The 17662-nt window shown below is 32.9% G+C and carries 18 protein-coding genes; 17 read left to right on the plus strand and 1 reads right to left on the minus strand.

Annotated features, from left to right (window positions below; translation table 11 throughout):
- Nucleotides 1–332 precede the first annotated feature (332 nt).
- The 6 genes from NO995_RS07540 to NO995_RS07565 all read left to right on the plus strand — a co-directional run bounded on the left by NO995_RS07540 (nucleotide 333) and on the right by NO995_RS07565 (nucleotide 7143).
- Entirely contained in the window at nucleotides 333–1553 is a 1221-nt protein-coding gene (locus NO995_RS07540) for a site-specific integrase (protein WP_258226971.1), read from the plus strand.
- A gap of 1055 nt (nucleotides 1554–2608) precedes the next feature.
- Nucleotides 2609–2941, plus strand: a complete 333-nt coding sequence (locus tag NO995_RS07545) for a single-stranded DNA-binding protein (protein ID WP_258226972.1) — start codon at nucleotides 2609–2611, stop codon at nucleotides 2939–2941.
- 76 nt (nucleotides 2942–3017) lie between these two features.
- Nucleotides 3018–3461 carry a JAB domain-containing protein gene (locus NO995_RS07550; RefSeq protein WP_258226973.1) on the plus strand — a complete coding sequence of 148 codons (444 nt, stop codon included), beginning with the start codon at nucleotides 3018–3020 and terminating at the stop codon, nucleotides 3459–3461.
- A 473-nt stretch (nucleotides 3462–3934) separates the two neighbouring features.
- Nucleotides 3935–4492, plus strand: a complete 558-nt coding sequence (locus NO995_RS07555; RefSeq protein ID WP_258226974.1) for a BfmA/BtgA family mobilization protein — start codon at nucleotides 3935–3937, stop codon at nucleotides 4490–4492.
- 2 nt (nucleotides 4493–4494) lie between these two features.
- A complete protein-coding gene (mobB, locus tag NO995_RS07560; protein WP_258226975.1) occupies nucleotides 4495–5520 on the plus strand; it encodes a MobB family relaxase in 1026 nt (341 codons plus the stop codon).
- Between the two features lie 273 nt (nucleotides 5521–5793).
- Nucleotides 5794–7143 carry a type IV secretory system conjugative DNA transfer family protein gene (locus NO995_RS07565; protein ID WP_375141551.1) on the plus strand — a complete coding sequence of 450 codons (1350 nt, stop codon included), beginning with the start codon at nucleotides 5794–5796 and terminating at the stop codon, nucleotides 7141–7143.
- Nucleotides 7144–7207: 64 nt separating this feature from the next.
- Here the strand turns inward: NO995_RS07565 and NO995_RS07570 are convergent, their stop codons facing one another.
- On the minus strand, nucleotides 7208–7615 hold the full coding sequence (locus NO995_RS07570) for a helix-turn-helix domain-containing protein (RefSeq protein WP_258226977.1): 408 nt from the start codon (nucleotides 7613–7615) through the stop codon (nucleotides 7208–7210).
- 164 nt (nucleotides 7616–7779) lie between these two features.
- Here NO995_RS07570 and NO995_RS07575 point away from each other — a divergent pair, with 164 nt between their 5' ends.
- The 11 genes from NO995_RS07575 to NO995_RS07625 all read left to right on the plus strand — a co-directional run bounded on the left by NO995_RS07575 (nucleotide 7780) and on the right by NO995_RS07625 (nucleotide 17540).
- Nucleotides 7780–8094: a hypothetical protein gene (locus tag NO995_RS07575; RefSeq protein WP_258226978.1), complete on the plus strand. Its 315-nt coding sequence runs from the start codon at nucleotides 7780–7782 to the stop codon at nucleotides 8092–8094.
- Nucleotides 8095–8287: 193 nt separating this feature from the next.
- On the plus strand, nucleotides 8288–9193 hold the full coding sequence (locus NO995_RS07580) for a hypothetical protein (RefSeq protein ID WP_258226979.1): 906 nt from the start codon (nucleotides 8288–8290) through the stop codon (nucleotides 9191–9193).
- Between the two features lie 5 nt (nucleotides 9194–9198).
- Nucleotides 9199–9561 carry a hypothetical protein gene (locus tag NO995_RS07585; protein WP_258226980.1) on the plus strand — a complete coding sequence of 121 codons (363 nt, stop codon included), beginning with the start codon at nucleotides 9199–9201 and terminating at the stop codon, nucleotides 9559–9561.
- Between the two features lie 12 nt (nucleotides 9562–9573).
- Nucleotides 9574–9954: a hypothetical protein gene (locus NO995_RS07590; protein ID WP_258226981.1), complete on the plus strand. Its 381-nt coding sequence runs from the start codon at nucleotides 9574–9576 to the stop codon at nucleotides 9952–9954.
- Nucleotides 9908–10273 carry a hypothetical protein gene (locus NO995_RS07595; RefSeq protein WP_258226982.1) on the plus strand — a complete coding sequence of 122 codons (366 nt, stop codon included), beginning with the start codon at nucleotides 9908–9910 and terminating at the stop codon, nucleotides 10271–10273. The genes NO995_RS07590 and NO995_RS07595 overlap by 47 nt, the downstream gene beginning before the upstream one ends.
- A gap of 24 nt (nucleotides 10274–10297) precedes the next feature.
- Nucleotides 10298–10651, plus strand: a complete 354-nt coding sequence (locus tag NO995_RS07600; protein ID WP_258226983.1) for a hypothetical protein — start codon at nucleotides 10298–10300, stop codon at nucleotides 10649–10651.
- 433 nt (nucleotides 10652–11084) lie between these two features.
- Entirely contained in the window at nucleotides 11085–13037 is a 1953-nt protein-coding gene (locus tag NO995_RS07605; RefSeq protein WP_258226984.1) for a hypothetical protein, read from the plus strand.
- Nucleotides 13038–13702: 665 nt separating this feature from the next.
- Complete coding sequence (locus tag NO995_RS07610; protein ID WP_258226985.1) at nucleotides 13703–15115, plus strand: O-antigen ligase family protein; 1413 nt, start codon at nucleotides 13703–13705, stop codon at nucleotides 15113–15115.
- Between the two features lie 197 nt (nucleotides 15116–15312).
- Nucleotides 15313–15501 carry a hypothetical protein gene (locus NO995_RS07615; protein ID WP_258226986.1) on the plus strand — a complete coding sequence of 63 codons (189 nt, stop codon included), beginning with the start codon at nucleotides 15313–15315 and terminating at the stop codon, nucleotides 15499–15501.
- A gap of 192 nt (nucleotides 15502–15693) precedes the next feature.
- Entirely contained in the window at nucleotides 15694–16890 is a 1197-nt protein-coding gene (locus NO995_RS07620) for a 6-bladed beta-propeller (protein WP_258226987.1), read from the plus strand.
- Nucleotides 16891–16985: 95 nt separating this feature from the next.
- The gene (locus NO995_RS07625) at nucleotides 16986–17540 is read left to right on the plus strand and encodes a hypothetical protein (protein ID WP_258226988.1); all 555 of its coding nucleotides are present in this window, start codon (nucleotides 16986–16988) and stop codon (nucleotides 17538–17540) included.
- Nucleotides 17541–17662: the final 122 nt, after the last annotated feature.

Consider the following 17662-nt stretch of genomic DNA (forward strand, 5'->3'; position numbering starts at 1 on the left):
TAAATTTGACAAGTGAATGTCACAAACTCGTTTGGCTATGTCCTATAGAGTGTCCTATTTGGAATACCTGTAATTAAGTATTTGAAATACAGTGGTTTGGGTTTTATTTAGGAATCCTGCCACCCCGACTAGATCAGAGATCAATAAGTAACAAAACCTTGGTAATTTTATGATTATCAAGGTTTTGACGTTTTTAGGGGTTCATATTATTTGAATTCATTTAAATAAAAATGTGACCTATTCGGTTACCTCTTTTAAAAACGTGTAAAAAGGTAACCGAGCAATTTGATTTGGCTTTTGTTTCTAATGTTCAATTTTAAAAACAAAAGTGTATGAAAACCACACAAACTTTCAGTGTTCTGTTTTGGCTGAAACAATCCAGTATCAAAAACGGAAAAGCACCCCTTTATGCTCGTATCACCGTAAATGGCAAACGAGCCGAACTATCCTTAAAACGAAAAGTTCTTATTTCGGACTGGGATTCTAATAAAAGCCGACTAAAAGGCTTAGGTGATGAAGCTAAATTAATTAATGAATTTCTAAAGCAGGTTAATGTCGATCTCTTCGAGATTTATCAAAATTTAAAAAGAGAAGGTAAACTCATAAGTTCCAGTATCATTAAATCCCAATACTTGGGGGAAAATGATTCTCGTCAAGCATTAACGGATATTATAGATTATCATAATATCCATATGCAGTCCACTTTACGGTGGGGAACTCAAAAGAATTACTTCACAACCCACAAATACATCTTTAAGTTCTTAAAATTAAAATATGGTACAACCGATATGTATCTCTCAGAACTAAATTATCAGTTCATTATCGATTTTGAGCGGTTTTTAAATGCTCAGGAGAATATGAGCAATAACACTGTTATGAAGCATATCGAACGGTTACGAAAACTGGTAAGTTTAGCTTTTAAAATGGAATGGATAGATAAAGATCCTTTTATAAAGTTTGAGGCTAAATATGATAAAAAGGAACGTTGTTTTTTAACGGCCGAAGAATTGGAAGCTATAGAAAATAAGTCTTTTGATATTGCCAGACTTGAGCAGATAAAGGATTTATTTGTGTTCGCCTGCTATACAGGTCTGTCTTATGGGGATGTTATGCAATTAACGCCTAATGATTTGTGTTTAGGTATTGACGGCAAGCTTTGGATTCATTCGAAAAGAGAGAAAACGAATGTTCCTATTAAAATACCTTTACTACAAAAGGCCTTGGAAATTATAGAAAAGTATGAAAATCATCCTGAATCTGTCTCGAAACAAACGATTTTTCCGGGTATATCCAATCAGAAATTGAATTCTTATTTAAAAGAGATTGCTGATGTATGCAGAATTAGAAAGAATTTAACCTTTCATGTGGCCAGACATACCTTTGCCACAACAGTTACACTTTCTAACGGTGTGCCTATTGAAACCGTGTCGAAACTGCTTGGACATACTAAACTATCAACGACTCAGATTTATGCCAGAGTAGTGGAGACTAAGATAAGTGAAGATATGGGAAGTCTACATCAAAAGCTGGAAAAACGAACCGCAGAGATGTAGAAATGACCTTAAATCAATATTTTTTTAACTTAAAATGAATTCCCTTTCAATGTGCTTCTCAAAAGGTCACGGGAGTGTATTGAAAGGGAATTGTTTATTTTGGATTACAGCTAAAGAAAAACTTTTATCTTGTCCTTAAAAAATTGAAATGGAGTTTGAAGAAATACTATTTGGAGCACATAGCTATATCTGGTTGTTTTTATCTAATAATAAAGAGATTGAAATAGGATATTATAAATCTTTGATCAGATTAAATCATATTTTACTAAAAAATGATGTTACTCCAGTTAAGTTTTGAGGGTAAAATGACTTAGAAATCGGTAGAGATACTATTTTTTTTTAAGCTTTTCATTATGGTACAAAAATTATATTCCAGTACATTCCTTAAATGTTTTTCAAACCATTTAAGAAAAGCACTTCATGACATCTTCTTGGACACAGACTTAAAATAAAAAGCGATTATACTTTTATGGATTTTTTGATTTTAAGCCAGAGTCCGCTGCCACTGCGTCATCCATTTTAAAATTATACAAGAAGTAGAAATCATGTTTTGATTTTATCTATTAAGGAAGCCAGATATGCCATTTTCTTAACGGGCGTATCGGCAAAGTCTTCTCGTGACTTTGCTCGCTCCGTCCTAAAAATACCATCTCTGTCAAGCATTTTAAGGGGTTGGTAATGTTTGAGACCTTTATTGGTTTTTGGTACAGCAAAAACCAGGCATAGCCTAAGGCACTTCTATTATGAATTCCCATAACTCCGTTTGTTTAACTTTCCGTACACGCACTTCGCCATGGTTTTCATAAGAAGGCCTAAGGCTATAGTGGAACTTGTAAAGACCAAGTAAATTTTATAAAAACTTAAGGTTTCTACGTCCTTGAAAATCCAAGGATTTTACTACGTCGCAGACACTCCTGAACTTTTGATAAAAGTCTTGACAAAACCCACCTCAAACATGGTCCTCTTTTAGAGAGAACTATACAAAGCACCCCTTAAAATTCTAGTTTATAAAATCAAAACAAGGGGTATTTATTAACCTTTTAAATTTTTTTATCATGAGTACAATTAAAAACAGAGTGCAGTTAATCGGTAACGTAGGGCAAGAGCCAACGATGACCATTTTAGAAGACGGAAAAAAGTTAGCCCGTATTTCATTGGCTACCAATGAGCATTACAACAATGCCAAAGGCGAAAAACAAACCAATACCAGTTGGCACAATTTAGTAGCCTGGGGTAAAAAGGCCGACATCGTTGAAAGCTATGTGACCAAAGGCAAAGAGATTGCCATTGAAGGCAAACTAACTTCAAGAAGTTATGAGGATAAAGAAGGCGTTAAACGCTATGTGACTGAAATTACGATTAGTGAAATCTTACTACTTAGTAAATAGAGGTAAAAACAATAGGGTGCTCCCTTTCAAATCAGCACCCTATTTAATCTTAGGTTAAACTTCTAAATCGAAGTATATGAAAAACAAAGTTAATGAAATACAGGTAAGCTATAAAGAAAACTTAAAAGCTTCTTTATCCATAAAATGCTCTTCAGATGCCAATGAGATTATTTTTAACCATTGGGATAAAAACACCATCGGGTTACATGAATCGTTTAAAATCATGCTTTTAAACAACTCTAATAAAGTCAAAGGCATTTATGAATTATCCAGCGGAGGCATCACCGGAACTTTAGTTGATATCAGAATCTTATTTGCCATCGTTTTAAAGACGCTTAGCACCGGAGTCATACTTGTGCATAACCATCCGTCAAATAAGCTAATTCCTAGTGAAGTGGATAAAAAACTGACGGAGAAAATCGTTAAGGCCTCTAAATTTTTGGATGTGGCCGTTTTAGATCATCTCATTATTACACCCTCTGGAGAGTATTACAGTTTCGCAGATAATGGAATACTATAAAAGTAAACTAAAAATTAATTAAAAACAAACCTTTGGAGCGATCCAGAGGTTTTTACTTTTTTTTTCAATTGCAGAGGGTCATTTTAGAAAATCTGACGTTTTGAAATCCTGATTTTTTGAAATTCATACGATTTGGTAACAAATGAATCCATTTGAGTCTAAACTGTATTTTTCGATTTTAAAGGAATCACTTAACTTTAAAAGAAGCGGTTAAGGACTGAAAATGAGTACTCCGTTTTGAAAAATTTTGTCACGCTTTGGCGTGACGAAAAGGGATAGCAAGAGGGCAATGCGCTAAAGCGGCATTGCGTTAATTGAAACCTTTGGTAACCCTTGTAAATAAAGGGTTTGTAGCGTTTTTTAGTCGTTTTAGCAACCAGTGATAAACACCAAAATTATGTTAATGCCCTTGGAAAGCCTTATAAACACTGGGATGCATTAACATAATTAAGGAAATAATAAATAATAAAGAAATGAAACGTCGATTTTTGAGCATCAATTTCCATAAAGACACCGTAGAGCGGTTCAAGGGTTTTTGTGCCAAAATTGGCGGGTCTTATACCGACACTCTGGAGCATATGATGGATTTTTTTGACACCTATCAATTGTCTCCCATGGATGATCTTGGTCCCAATATGCGAGGTATAGAGGCTAATATTAAAAAACGAATCAATGCTCTGGTATCCATTATAAAGGAAATTGAAAAGAACCAGACCAAACCCACCACAGCGATGCTTCAATTGCTGTTTGAACAATCATCACCCAAACAAAATCAGCCTCGACTTGTAGAGGTTAAGAAAAGTAATAAGCCAGTTAAGGATCCTTTTTTTGCTACTTCCATGGAAGCCATCGAGCTACGAAAAGAAAAGAACTCGCTCAAACGAGATTTAATGGAAACCAAACAACAGTTCGAAGACATTTTGTTTTCCAAGGTTCATATTGTTAAAAGCAGTTTTGGAAAACCCAAGCTTCATTTAGATATGACTTTGGAGGAGCTGGAGGCCTTAAAAGAAAAAATAAAAAACACTTAGTTATGTATATCACTATTACCAAACAACATTTAGATGCCACGTTCTCCAAAAGCTGTGGTGATTTTGTCGGTTATCTGGAAAAGGAAAACATGGACAAGGCACCTGAGCATCAAGAACACTTTTTTGACCAGCATAATGACCAGATATCCCCAGATCATGTTGTCAAAGATATTGATAGCAATACGGCCAAACTTAGAAAAAGTGAACCTAAATTTTATTCCCTGACCATAAATCCAAGTCAACGGGAACTGAAGCATATAGGGAATAACCCCGATAAATTACGAGAATATGTTCGTGAGACAATGAAAGCTTATGCTAGTTCATTTAATAGAGATGTTCCGGTATCGGTGGACAGTATAAAATATTATGCTAAGATTGAATATGAACGCATCTATAAAGGGTTTGATAAGGAAATCAAGGAGAATCAACCTTACAGAGCCAAGATTGTTAAACTGGAACATGACCTGGTAAAAATAAGGAGAGGGGAATTAGCAGGCAACAGTCAAGATATTCAAAAGACGATTGACAAGCTAAAGGCAGAGGCACCGCACCGAATAAATGGTAAGATGATCGAGCAGGGCATGAAAAAACAAGGATTCCAAACCCATGTGCATATCATTGTCAGCCGAAAGGATGTGACCAACAAGCTTAGTTTGTCTCCAGGGAGTTCTTATAAGGCTTCAGAGGTTATTCTGAACGGTAGTCCCGTAAAAAGAGGTTTTGACCGTGATGGTTTTTTTGAAAAGGCTGAAAAGACCTTTGACTCCCTGTTTAAATACGACCGAAACTTTGTGGAGCGTTATTCTGCTCATAAAATGTATCAAAAAGATACTTATAAATTTTTTGCTCAACTGATGGCACTACCTACAAACGAAAAAAGTGCTGCCTTTAAAATAATGGGAAAATCAGGAATGCAGATTCCTAACCTTAGTATCCCAACCAATCAAGTCCAAATGGCTCTGAAGGCCTTCAAACAATTAAAAAGAACCATCGATGTGGCCAAAGATGCTGGCTCCATCGGTATTTAAAAACTCAATCTTATGTCTACACCTGTTTTAATTATCAGTCTTTATGGAACAATGACCACTTTAATGGCTATCGGTTTTCGTTTTAAGCGATTTGCCTTTGTCTTCCATACCGTATTTATTCTAATGATTTGTTATTTGGTTTATCTTATGCACCCAGATAAGTTCATGAAAGTATTTGGAGCCTGGCTATTTCCTCTAACATTAATTAATTGCCTTCTTTTTGTTTTGGTGAACCCGGTATGGGAAAGCTCTAAGACCGATCGCAAGTACATCATGAAAATCAAAATCAAGAATGGCTCGTTAAGGCTCAAGAATATTCGCAGAGGGATTTCTGTTATAGGCTCTGCCGGAAGTGGCAAGACCGAATCGGTAGTCTATAACATGTTAAAGCATTTTCAGCAGTATGAGTTTTGTGGGCTTATCCACGATTACAAGCATTTTGAGATTACGGAAATGGCGTATCCACTTTTTAAAGAATCCAGTCGCCCATTTTATATCATTTCCTTTGATGATATCTATTCGAAGGTCAATCCAATTGCTCCAAGGTATATGGAAGATGAGGAAAGCGTGAATGAAGTATCAAGGGTATTGTTGGAAAATCTATTGGAACAAAGAGAAACCAATGCTACAGGGGCTTCTAAATTCTTTAACGATGCTGTTGAAGGGCTATTGGGTGGCCTTATTTGGAAATTGAAGACGGCCTATCCAAAATACTGTACGCTTCCTCATCTGATCGCTACTTATCAATATTTAGATACGGATAGCCTTATGGATTTTTTAAGTTCTGATTTTACCTCCAAGGCCATGGCCAATTCCTTCATTTCGGGAAGGGGTTCTGAGCGCCAAACAGCAGGGGTGATGAGTTCATTAGCCAACGCCCTTAAGAAGATCAGTACACAACGCATTTTTATGACGCTTTCGGCAGATGAAGTGCCCTTGGATATCAATAACCCAAAGAACCCTGCAATTGTATCCATAGTGAACAACCCCAAGTTTGAAACTGCATACTCTCCTGTGATTGCTACGATCATTCATACGATGACCAAACAGATGAGCATCCGCCATCAAGCATCCTCTTTTCTTTTAATTGAGGAAGCGCCTACCATCAGATTGCTTAATATGCACCGCATACCAGCAACCCTAAGGAGTTATGATATTTCAACGGTTTATGTGATGCAGGATAAGACCCAAAACGATATGATGTACGGAGATAAGGCAAGCCGGGCCATATTGAGTAACCTGTCATACCAGTTTTTTGGAAAAGCGAACGACCCAGATACTGCCAAATACTATGAACGTTTTTTTGAAATCGTCAAAAAGCCAACGAAAACAGTCAGTAAAAAACAGAATAGTCTGGATTTTGATTCCAGAATCAGTACAGGAGAGAAGGAGGTAAGCAAAATACGCTCCGATGTATTCTTTCGTTTGAAGGAAGGGGAGTTCATTTCTTTTGCAGATGGAAAGGATCGTAAAGTACGTTTTAAAATGCCTAGAATAAAGAGAGAATTACCACCACCGGTACATCGTTATAATGATGCAGAGATACAGGCAAACTTTGAGAGGATTCATCTGGAAGTCAGACAACTGTTTCAGGTGAAATCAAACGATGACGAGCAAAGTTAAATGCATAAAAAAAGGGAATCCATTTCAAAGTGATTCCCTTTTTCAATATGTTATAAAAGTAAATTTATTTTTTATCCAGCAACTTTTCTAAATAAGCGACTTTATCTTTTTCTGCTTGAAGGAGCTTTTTATAGAGCTCTTCAATTTTATCAGATTGTTCAATTATTTTATCAATGGGATTAAATGTACACCCATAATTAACAGCTGATGAATTATCAACATGGTATGTGTTACCAATAATATTTAATATGGCTTCGTCAGAAAAGTTTTTAATGCCTTCTGGTGTTACACCTAAAACTTTAGCAACTTTTTCTAACTTTTCATCTTCAATAGTTTCACTTTGTTCTAATAAAGACACACTTTGTTGGCTAATGCCTAACTCAAAAGCCAGTGCTTCTTGTTTTATGCCACGTAACTCCCTTATGCGGCTAATTTTTCTTCCTATGTGATTTGGTTTTGTTGCAGTGTTCATGGTTCAAAGGTAATACTTATTCAATATCATTTGTAAGTAAAGATAACGGAAATTCCTTAAACTTTATTGGTAAAACACCAGTTTTCATTGGTAAAATACAAGTGCCTGTGGTTCGGTACGGGAAAATATGGTAGTTCCTTTATTGAAAGCCAAAGGAACAAATCATGGAAGCCGAACAAATAAAAGCAATTATTTATAGTGAAGAGCCTATTGCCATTTTAAAATATTTTGAATGGCCTGTTTTCTCTAATGATTTTACTGATTCCAAGTATAAGCTACTTAGAATAAGTAAGAAGAATGATATTGAGGAAATCCGAATACCTTTTAATGTCATCCCCTTTATTATGTCCAAGCTCGATTGTTTTGAAGAGGCATCCAACACGCGTTCAGGTGTGGTTTGGGAAAGAGGGCAATTCAAGCAAAAGGTTAAACGCCTTGTTTCAACACCTAAGATTATCCGGTTTATAAATCAAAATTAATTTTTAAAAATGCAGTATTATGGAAACTACACAGATTAATACCCAAGAAAAGGAAGTCCCTAAAGACCTAAATGAAGTCATAGCAAAGATCGTGGAGGCAATAGATGTCGGACACATTTACCTTAATAGGGGAACGGACAGGCATGCGTTCAAATACAGATTGAACATTATTACAAAGATGGCACAAAATGATATGTCTGAGCAGATCATAGCCCTTATAAACTCGATTTTACAACAATATCCGGATTATAGTTGTCGTGTCTTTACTTTCAGTTATGCGTGCAGCCAAGCCCAACAAGGCAACCTATACTTCCTAAACTACTGCCATGAAAAGCACCTCGTGTTCAAGGTGAACGAGAAAAACCAAATAATGGCTTTGCCAGATACCAAACTAACCAAGCTAATTGAAAATATCAAGAAGGATTTTAAGGGAGATATGTCCAGAATGAAGGCATTTAAAAAAGGGTTTCACTATTTCAGGGAGCAAAAACAACTACCTCAAAGTGCATTTATGGCACACCAGACTTTTGAGCAGGGGTATAGGATTCTGGAGCGATTCATATGTGGCAAGACCAAGATATGTCATAGTATTAAGAATCATCAAACCTATGTGTTAAAATCATTAAACAAAATTGAAGGTGCCTTTCATATAGAATCTGACCTTGACAGTAAATTACTTGATTTATTGGAGGACGCCTATTCATCTGCTAGATATACCAATAACTATGATATAGGCAAGCAGGACATCGAGCAGCTATCTCAAAAATTAGGGCTGTTTATTAAGGAGGTTGAGTTTTTGTTTAATTATGAGCTGTCCAATTTTGAGCAAAATGTAAAAGAGAATAATCTTAACACTTATAACCAACAAACCAGAAAAGAGCCAACCACTCATGAAGAACGGGAGTTTCTATTCCGTAAACTTGAATTTGATAGTCCTTATGAAATGTTGTGTCTGGCAAAATCCCTGATGCTTACCTGTGCCACCTGTTTACAGGATGATGTCGAACCACCTATGAATGTAAATAGTTTTTATTTTGAAATCAATGAAGTGCTGCAATTGGCAATCCGACTTTTACCCCTTAACGAAACAAGCCCATAGAAATCATGAAAAATAAAGCGAACAAGAAGAATAAAAAGGAACTTCACAAAGCCCTTTTAAATATGGAAAGGATAAGAGAATTGAGCGAAGAAAATTTCAAGTTGTTATCACCTGTAGGAGGTAAGAATAAGGGGAATTATTTGAATTATGTTCGGGTATATGATTATGTGGATCTGTTCAGTACATTAAAATCTATGCTCAACGTCAGTATCCTCGCTCTAGAGGATCAGCAAGACCTAACCTTAGATATTAGTAACAAGGAATCCGATGTGAAAAGGGTGCTAGAGTTTGCCAAGAACCTGATTCCATTTGAAGAAGGGATTTATCTGGATGAAATGCGAAAGCTTATGTTGTCTAATGAAAAGTAAATAAGAAAAACTATGAAAAGCAAGGTCAAACAAATCAAAAAGATTAAAAACATACTCGATACTCAATCGGGTATGAAAAGTGAACCCTATGGAAACCGAACACGGAAAACCATCAGTATAGAGGTTTCCAATAACGAGGATATAACCGGTTATATAGAGGAACTTTTAAAGGTATGCTATTATTGTTTGGACGGCAATGGAGTATTTACATCTCCTGCCTATCGAAGTAATATTGCGGAGCAAAGTGTCACCAAGGTCATAGAGCTGATCTTAGAGCTACTGCCACACCAGCAGATGTACTGTTTGGATCGCATTGATGAAATTCTAAAAAATAAAATAGTCGACGATGAAAAAGAAAAAAGCCAAAAAACAACTTCAAAAGAAGAAAAGTAAAAGCCTCAAGGAGCTACACAAAGCGGCTGAGGAACATTATAGGTTGTTAACCCCGACACCCAAGTATGTCAAAAGGAAAGGATACTATATAAATTTTGCTTACAAACTGAATTATGAACAGTTGGGGTATACCCTTGAATCGATTATAAATGTATGCATCATGGGATTGGATGGCTATGACCTGCACAATGAGGCAAGGGATATCAAAGAGGCGCACAAGCAATTTGCGGACGTATTGGAATTTTCTAAAAAATTGATACCACATGCAGAATTTAAGTTTTTGGATAAATCCAGAAAACTTTTGCTGGATAATGATTAGAGAATTAAATAAATCTTTTGAACCATGAAAGAAAACACTAAAAATGATAACAAAACTGACAAAGAAAAACTGGAAACTATTAAGGAGCTTTTAAGGCTTAGAAAATGTAGATCCTTTAAAAATGGGGAGGAGGTTTCCCAAGAAGTAATCTTTCATGTCAGTGACAATAGCGAATTACGCTATGTTATCTCCTGTCTATTAAGGATAAGTATTGCTGCATTGGAACTTGAAGGGACATCAAGTTCGCCAAGAACACCATATCTTTCAAATGAATTGGCAATAGTTACCATCCTTGAGCTTATAAATGATATTTTACCTGATGAGCAATTGGAAAGTTATGATGCCATTGAGAAACTTTTATTACAGGAAAAAAGCTAATATCCAAATAGAAATTGTCTTGGAACATAAAGAGAGAAAGCTGGTCGCCTTTTATTGAAAAAATCTATTTATTTTAATGTTAATTTTAGCGATGTGTCGGTCTTAAAAATAGTTTTTTAGTAATCTTTTTCCCCTCAAGCCAACAGTAAAGTACTGATGAAAATATATCCAAAACTTCACATATTTGTTTTAGATTACTACTGGCATAATTCAACCCAACTTTTTTATGTTTAAATTTTCTAAGATGTGAATTTAAATCTAAAATTTTAATTTAGGTGAATTGCATGGAAATAGGAATTTTTAGATGGTTTATAATTTAGGAATGTTTCTAATTCACATTATATAATGTAATTTTTCAGGACACCACAGGTAAGTTATTTCTTTCTTTATTGTTATGTTTGATGAAACTAATACCAACTAAACACACAAAATAATGAAGGTTTTAATTAAAAGCTTATTGCTTAGTGTTCTATTCTTTTTGAGTTGCAATAAAAAGGAATTGACTAGTAAATCTGAGGATTTAGAATATAACTTAGAATCTATTATAGATTCAAGTTACACAAATAGGTATACTCTTGTAAATGGAGGTATAGAACAATCACTTATATTTTTAGATAGTTTAAAGAGTATTGTCAAACAAAAGGACAATATTACCCCTAAGGAATTAGGTTTATTAGCAGATTCTGTTGCTAAATCATTTCAAAATATTACAGGGAGGAATTATCAGCAAATTAACGATGCTGAATATATAAACTTAGATCAATTAGAGAAAAATAAGAATTTGGCGATTAAGGCTTTTTTAGAGTCAGGATTAAAGGATTCATTAAGTTTAGATGATTTTAAAGAATATGTTCTACCGTATAAATTAACAAATGAAATTTTAGATAATTGGAGAGAGACTCTTTATTTATTTAATGAGAAATTATTACAAGATCATCCAGAACTGAAGGATGTAGATTCATTAATAAAATACCATAGGAAGCATACGTACTATTCTTTATCTTCAGAGGGGAATTTTAAAGATTATTTGTCCGCAGATGACAACTATTCTTGGTTAGATTTAACAAAAGAAGGAGATTGTATCTCAAGATGTAGATATACAATTTATCACCTTAGAGCAGCAGGAATCCCTGCCACATTTGATTACTTGCCTAATTGGGGTAATAGACCGTATGCCGCTCATGCTTATGTAGGTTTGGCTCATAAAAAGAAACAAGTATCCATAAAACTAGAAAATGATAATAACCCTTTAAATTTGGTAAATGATCTCAATCAAGTTATGAACCCTAAATTTCTTCATGTTTTTGAAGAAGGTGACTTACCCAGAGACTTGTATGTTCAGTATGAGAAAACTATTCCAAAAGTTTATAGACAAACATGGAATTATAACCCTGAGATAATGAAGACATTATTAGGAGTTTCCAAAGAAGAAATTTTTCCAGGTTTAATTAAAGCAAATATGAAAGATATAACTTCTCAGTACGTAGATGCTGTGGATGTACATGTAAATAAAAGTTTTTTTCAGGGAAGTAAATTGTCTTATTTGTCGGTATTTGATATATCTGGTTGGACACCTGTGGCTTTTTCGCCATTTAATTGGCTTGGGAAAGCCTTCTTTAAGGATATAGGGAAAAACATTGTGTATTTACCAATGGTTTTTAATGAAGAACTTATACCTATTGGGAATCCTTTTTTGATTGATAATTCGGGGATTAAAAAAGAGTTTGTCTGTGATAAAGAAAATTTAATAGATATAAAAATTATAAGGAAATTCCCATTATTTTCTTACACTGCAAACCACACAATAGGGTTTAAGGGGAGTTATATTGAGGGGATGAATAGTTTAGAAAAGGACGCACCAACTAAAATTTTGTACAATATTAATTATTATCCTTTTGGGATGCAGGAGATTAATTTGGTTAATAAAGATAGCGTGAGGTATATACAATTTAAAGCTCCACCTAATGGTTCTATTAGAATCGCTGAAATTGAGTGTTATCAAGATAGTTTGGGTATTTTAAAAAAGGTAGAAGATGTTAACTATAAACAGGGTTTTAAATTAAAAAGGTTAGGAAACCCTTACGATGGTGACCAAACTACTCATAGATCATATAAAACTTTACGGATGGGTTTTGGTTCTTCTAAGCCCATATCTAAAATACGATTTTGTGCTAGAAGTGATGCCAATTATATTATTCCAGGAAATGAATATGAACTTTTTTATTGGGATAATGGCTGGGTTTCAAAAGGAGTATTAGTAGCTAAATATGATTATTTAAATTACGAAGATGTACCATCAGGGACGATTTATTGGGTAAGGTGTTTAACAGAAGGAAAAGAAGAACGTATTTTTTCTTATGAAAATGGCCGACAAGTTTGGTGGTAATATGATTTTTATAATTTTTTTTTAAAAAATATAAAACTGATTAATCCCTGACTATACTTGATGTTTTAATTAATGTTAAACGTATATTTTACATATAAAAAATTAAGTTTCAGGACAGTACAGGTAAGTTAATTCGGGATGTTTTAATACTTTGGTAAAATAATTCTTTCAAATAAAGAATGAAAATCCAACTAAACCACCGAATGACTGAACTTATCAGGAAACTAAACTATTGTTTTGTTGTTTCTTTATGTCTTATTTTGATTATAATACCACAAGTAAATCTACAAGGATATATTAATCCAACTGTAACAAGTAAATTTATTTGTTTTTCTTATAGTTGTTTAATTGTTTCTCTGTTTTTATTTGTTAGACTTTTGGTTTCAAAAAAAGTAAAGTTATCCCTTACTAGTTTAGATATTGGGCTTTTTGCTTTATTACTATACATAATCTTAAACCGATATGTTTTCCAAAGTATATATGGCTTTTCAATTAGATATATTGAACTATTAGGTCTAAGTATTTTATACCTAATTCTAAGAACATTTTCATTAAAAAGTTTTTATTGGTTACTGCTTGTCATTGTAGTTTCAGGAATAATTCAGGCGGTTTATGGGAATTTACAATTACTAGGTTATTATCCTTCCAATCATTCTGGGTTTAAAATGACGGGGAGTTTTTTTAACCCAGGTCCTTATGCTGGTTTTTTGGCTTCGGTATGGCCAGTAGCATTGGGTATATATCTGTTCAAGGAAAAGATTATAATTCAAGTTCAAAACCAATTGAATAGTAACTCACAAATCATAAAAGGTTTTACTAAATATAGTTTTGAGTATATGCCACTTTTGGGATTAATGAGTATTTTATTGGTTATTCCAGCCTCGCAATCCAGAGCATCATGGTTGGCTGTTATGGTTTGCACAATTATTTTATTGGAATATAAATATGCTTTTTTTAAAAAGCTTTTGAAGAAAATAGGCAGATTAAAGAAAGTGCTATTGGTGCTATCTGCCACAATCGTTTTGGGTGCTGGATTGTTTGGTATATTCCATTTTAAAAAGGCCTCGGCCAATGGACGTTTATTTATTTGGAAAGTAACTTCGGAAATGATTTCTGATGCCCCGGTATTTGGGGTGGGCTTTGATAGGTTTAAAGCCCATTATATGAACTATCAGGCTAAATATTTTGAGCAAAATGGAGAAACTGAAGAAAGTTTAGTGGCAGATAATACGTATTATGCTTTTAATGAGGGGATTCAGTTTGTAAGTGAAAATGGATTAATAGGCTTTTTTTTATTGTTAACTGTTATTTATTTGATTTTTAAACAGCCTTTAAGAGCAGATTACAATTATTTAAGAGCTTTACTAAAAGCATGCTTGTTAAGTATATTCGTTTTTGGATGTTTTTCTTATCCCACACAAATATTGCCAATAAAATTAGTTTTAATTGCGGTTTTGGCTATGGTTTCTAGTTTGAATTTGAAAAAATATGAAGTTGTATATTATAGTAAACCAACTAAAAAGTGGTTATTTAAAGGTTTGGTCTTAGTAGCAGGGATAGGGGTTTGTCTAAAAGGTTTCTCCTATACCCAAAAATTAGGAAAAGGCTTTATAAAATGGAACGATGCTTTTGAGTTGTATGGTTATGGCTTATATCAAGAAGCTATTGAAGAATATAAGCTAGCTTATCCAGCTTTTAAAAATGATGGTGACTTTTTAATGAACTACGGTAAAGCTTTAACTATGTTGGGTGACAATAAAGAGGCCGTAAAGATACTTAATGATGCCAAACAGCAATTAAACACCACGATAATACAAACCGCACTAGGCGATGCCTATAAAGAGGTTAAACATTATGAAAAAGCAGAACAAGCCTATAAACATGCCGCCAATATGACACCATCCAGGTTTTACCCCTATTACTTATTGGCCAAATTGTTTGACGAGAGTAACCAGAACCAAAAAGCTTTAAAAATAGCTAAAACCTTATTAAATAAAGATATAAAAATTCCTTCAACAGCGGTTGTTGAAATACAACAGGAAATGAAACAAATTATTGAAAAGTATAACGAAAAATAACCTCTGGGTTTCTAAAAGTTAAAATAGCAAAATGTATAACCTTAAAAATGTAGCCAATGACATAAAATATCACTAACCACCCCAGAGGATTCCTTTTGTTTAAGGAAAACAAAATTAATGATATTAATTGAGTTAGGTTGAAAAGTCGCTTTCCTTTTAGACTTATAATAAATGTATAATAATTTAAAATTTTAAAAATGAAAAAAATAATTAAACCTTTTACAATTATAGCTTTTGGTATAATAATGATATTTAATATAAATGCAAATTTAATTAGTGGTTCTAATGAAAATTTTGATTTAGCCAATTTAATAAAACTCAACTTTGCATCAGCTCAAATTGAAGATTGTACAAAAACACTTCCTACTGTTACAGATGATACTTAGCTATTGTATGAGTTGACTTACTTCTGTATGAATGGTCAAGATGTTTGTGGTGAGGGAGTTGAATGTAAAAAGGGAAATAAACTACCTAATATACCTAACGCAACTAGCAGCTGTACTCCTGTGGGATGTATTTAAATGAAAAGAAAATATTTGGGCTTGTTAGGTTCAAATGTTTTCTTAAATTAATTTATTATGAAAAAAAACATATATATACTTTTATTAATAATTTGTTCCTGTCAAAATTCTGAGTTTAAAGATGATTTAAAGACAATTGAGTTTAATTATAACATGCCAGATGAAAACCTTAAAATTAGTGATATTTGCAATCAAATAACATATGTAGAGTTGGAAACTAGTGACTTAAGCCTGGTTGGTAATGTAACTAAAATTGTTGCTTCTGAAGATTATATAATTATATTGGATAAAACAGGGAAGTTAGTTGTTTTCAATTCAAACGGAAAATTTTTAAATATAATCAATCATCAGGGTAGAGGACCTAATGAATATACCGAAATTACTGATTTTTCATTTTTAGAGGAAGATGGTTTAATTGCAATCTATTCACGAGTGAATGATAGGAGTGTTTATTTATACTCTTTAGATGGAAAATATGTTGATGATTTTAAAATCAAATACGAATCCGAAAATTTATACAATTTTAATAACAATTTTATATTTTATAACAGTCATTTTTTTAGAAATCAATCGAACTATTATAGTTTAAATATTACTTCAAGGCAAGGTAAGCATATTAATCAACTTATGAGAAAGGAATTGGAAACCTCTTATCCTTTTTTTTATCAATATGATAAAAAAAATAAACTATTTAAATTAGGTGATGAGCTTGTTTTTTGGGAAAAGGGATTTGATAACGGAGTTGATACTATTTGGAAAATTAATAAAAAATTTGAGGTTTATCCAAAATATAAGCTGAACATTGGAGGTGAAAAATTTCCTCTTTCTAGATATGCGGATAAAAATAAAATTCCCTTTAGAGAGAAATTAGAGAAAACAGATTTAATGAATTATTATGAAAGTAATAAGTATGTCTTTTTTGAAATCATTAATGAAAGTAAATTTTGTCGATTTGTATACGATAAGAAAGAAACTAATTTGAAAAGGATCTATGAGGGGAAGACAGAAAAACAATTTGAAATTATGTTGAATAATGATTTAGATGGAGGGACTTCTTTTTGGCCTATAGGTAATATTTCTGATGATAAAATGTTTATGTTAATTCAAGGATATGAAATAAAAGATTTTTTAGAAAGGCAAGGAGAAGATTTTGTGGCTAAAAACCCTGTAGCAAGACAAAAATTGTTAAAAATGGTCAAGAATTCTAAGATTAGTGATAATCCAATTTTAATGGTTGCTACTCTAAAAGAATGATAGATATGAACAAAAGGACGTGCACCATTCTTTTTGTTGTATTTTTAGTCGTAAATATATTGATTTTACTCAGGTTTAAAACTATTAATAATGATTTGACTATATCAGCTTCAACGCATAAAGAAAATCTTATAAAATGTGAAGAGCAATTTACCTCAATTGAAAAATTATATCAGAACAATATCATAGCAACAAAGGAAAATGAAAATCTTTATTTAAATGGACAAACTAAACTAATGACTATAGAAGGAGATACGGTCTTAACGAAAGATATCTTTAAGGATGATAAGTTAATTTTTATATATTCATTGTTAAACTGTAGGAATTGTATAGATGCAGAATTTGAAAATTTAGGGAAGTTTGCTAAAGGTTTTTATAAAAATGTAGTTGTTATAACCTATCAAGAAAGACTTCGAGACTTGATTATGGACTATACTGAACTACAAAAATTAGGTTTGGATAATATAGAGATGTATTTATTGATAGATAATCAGCTTAATATTCCTATTGAGAAACATAATATTCCCTATTATTTCCATATTAATCCAGATTTGAAAATGAACAATTTTTTTATTCCCTTAAAGGAACAACCTAAGCTTTCAGAATATTATTTGAAATATAGTCATAAAAATTATTTTTATAAAAAATAGAGAATAAATAGTTTACTCATATATGTACTCAAACAAAAGACAATATTGGCGAATTTTAGTTGTAATAATTTTATTTTCAATTATATCTAGCTGTAACCAAAAAAAGGCTAAAGCCGAAGATG

This window comes from Aestuariibaculum sp. M13 (assembly GCF_024723255.1).
In the GTDB taxonomy this organism is placed as follows: Bacteria; Bacteroidota; Bacteroidia; order Flavobacteriales; family Flavobacteriaceae; genus Aestuariibaculum; species Aestuariibaculum lutulentum.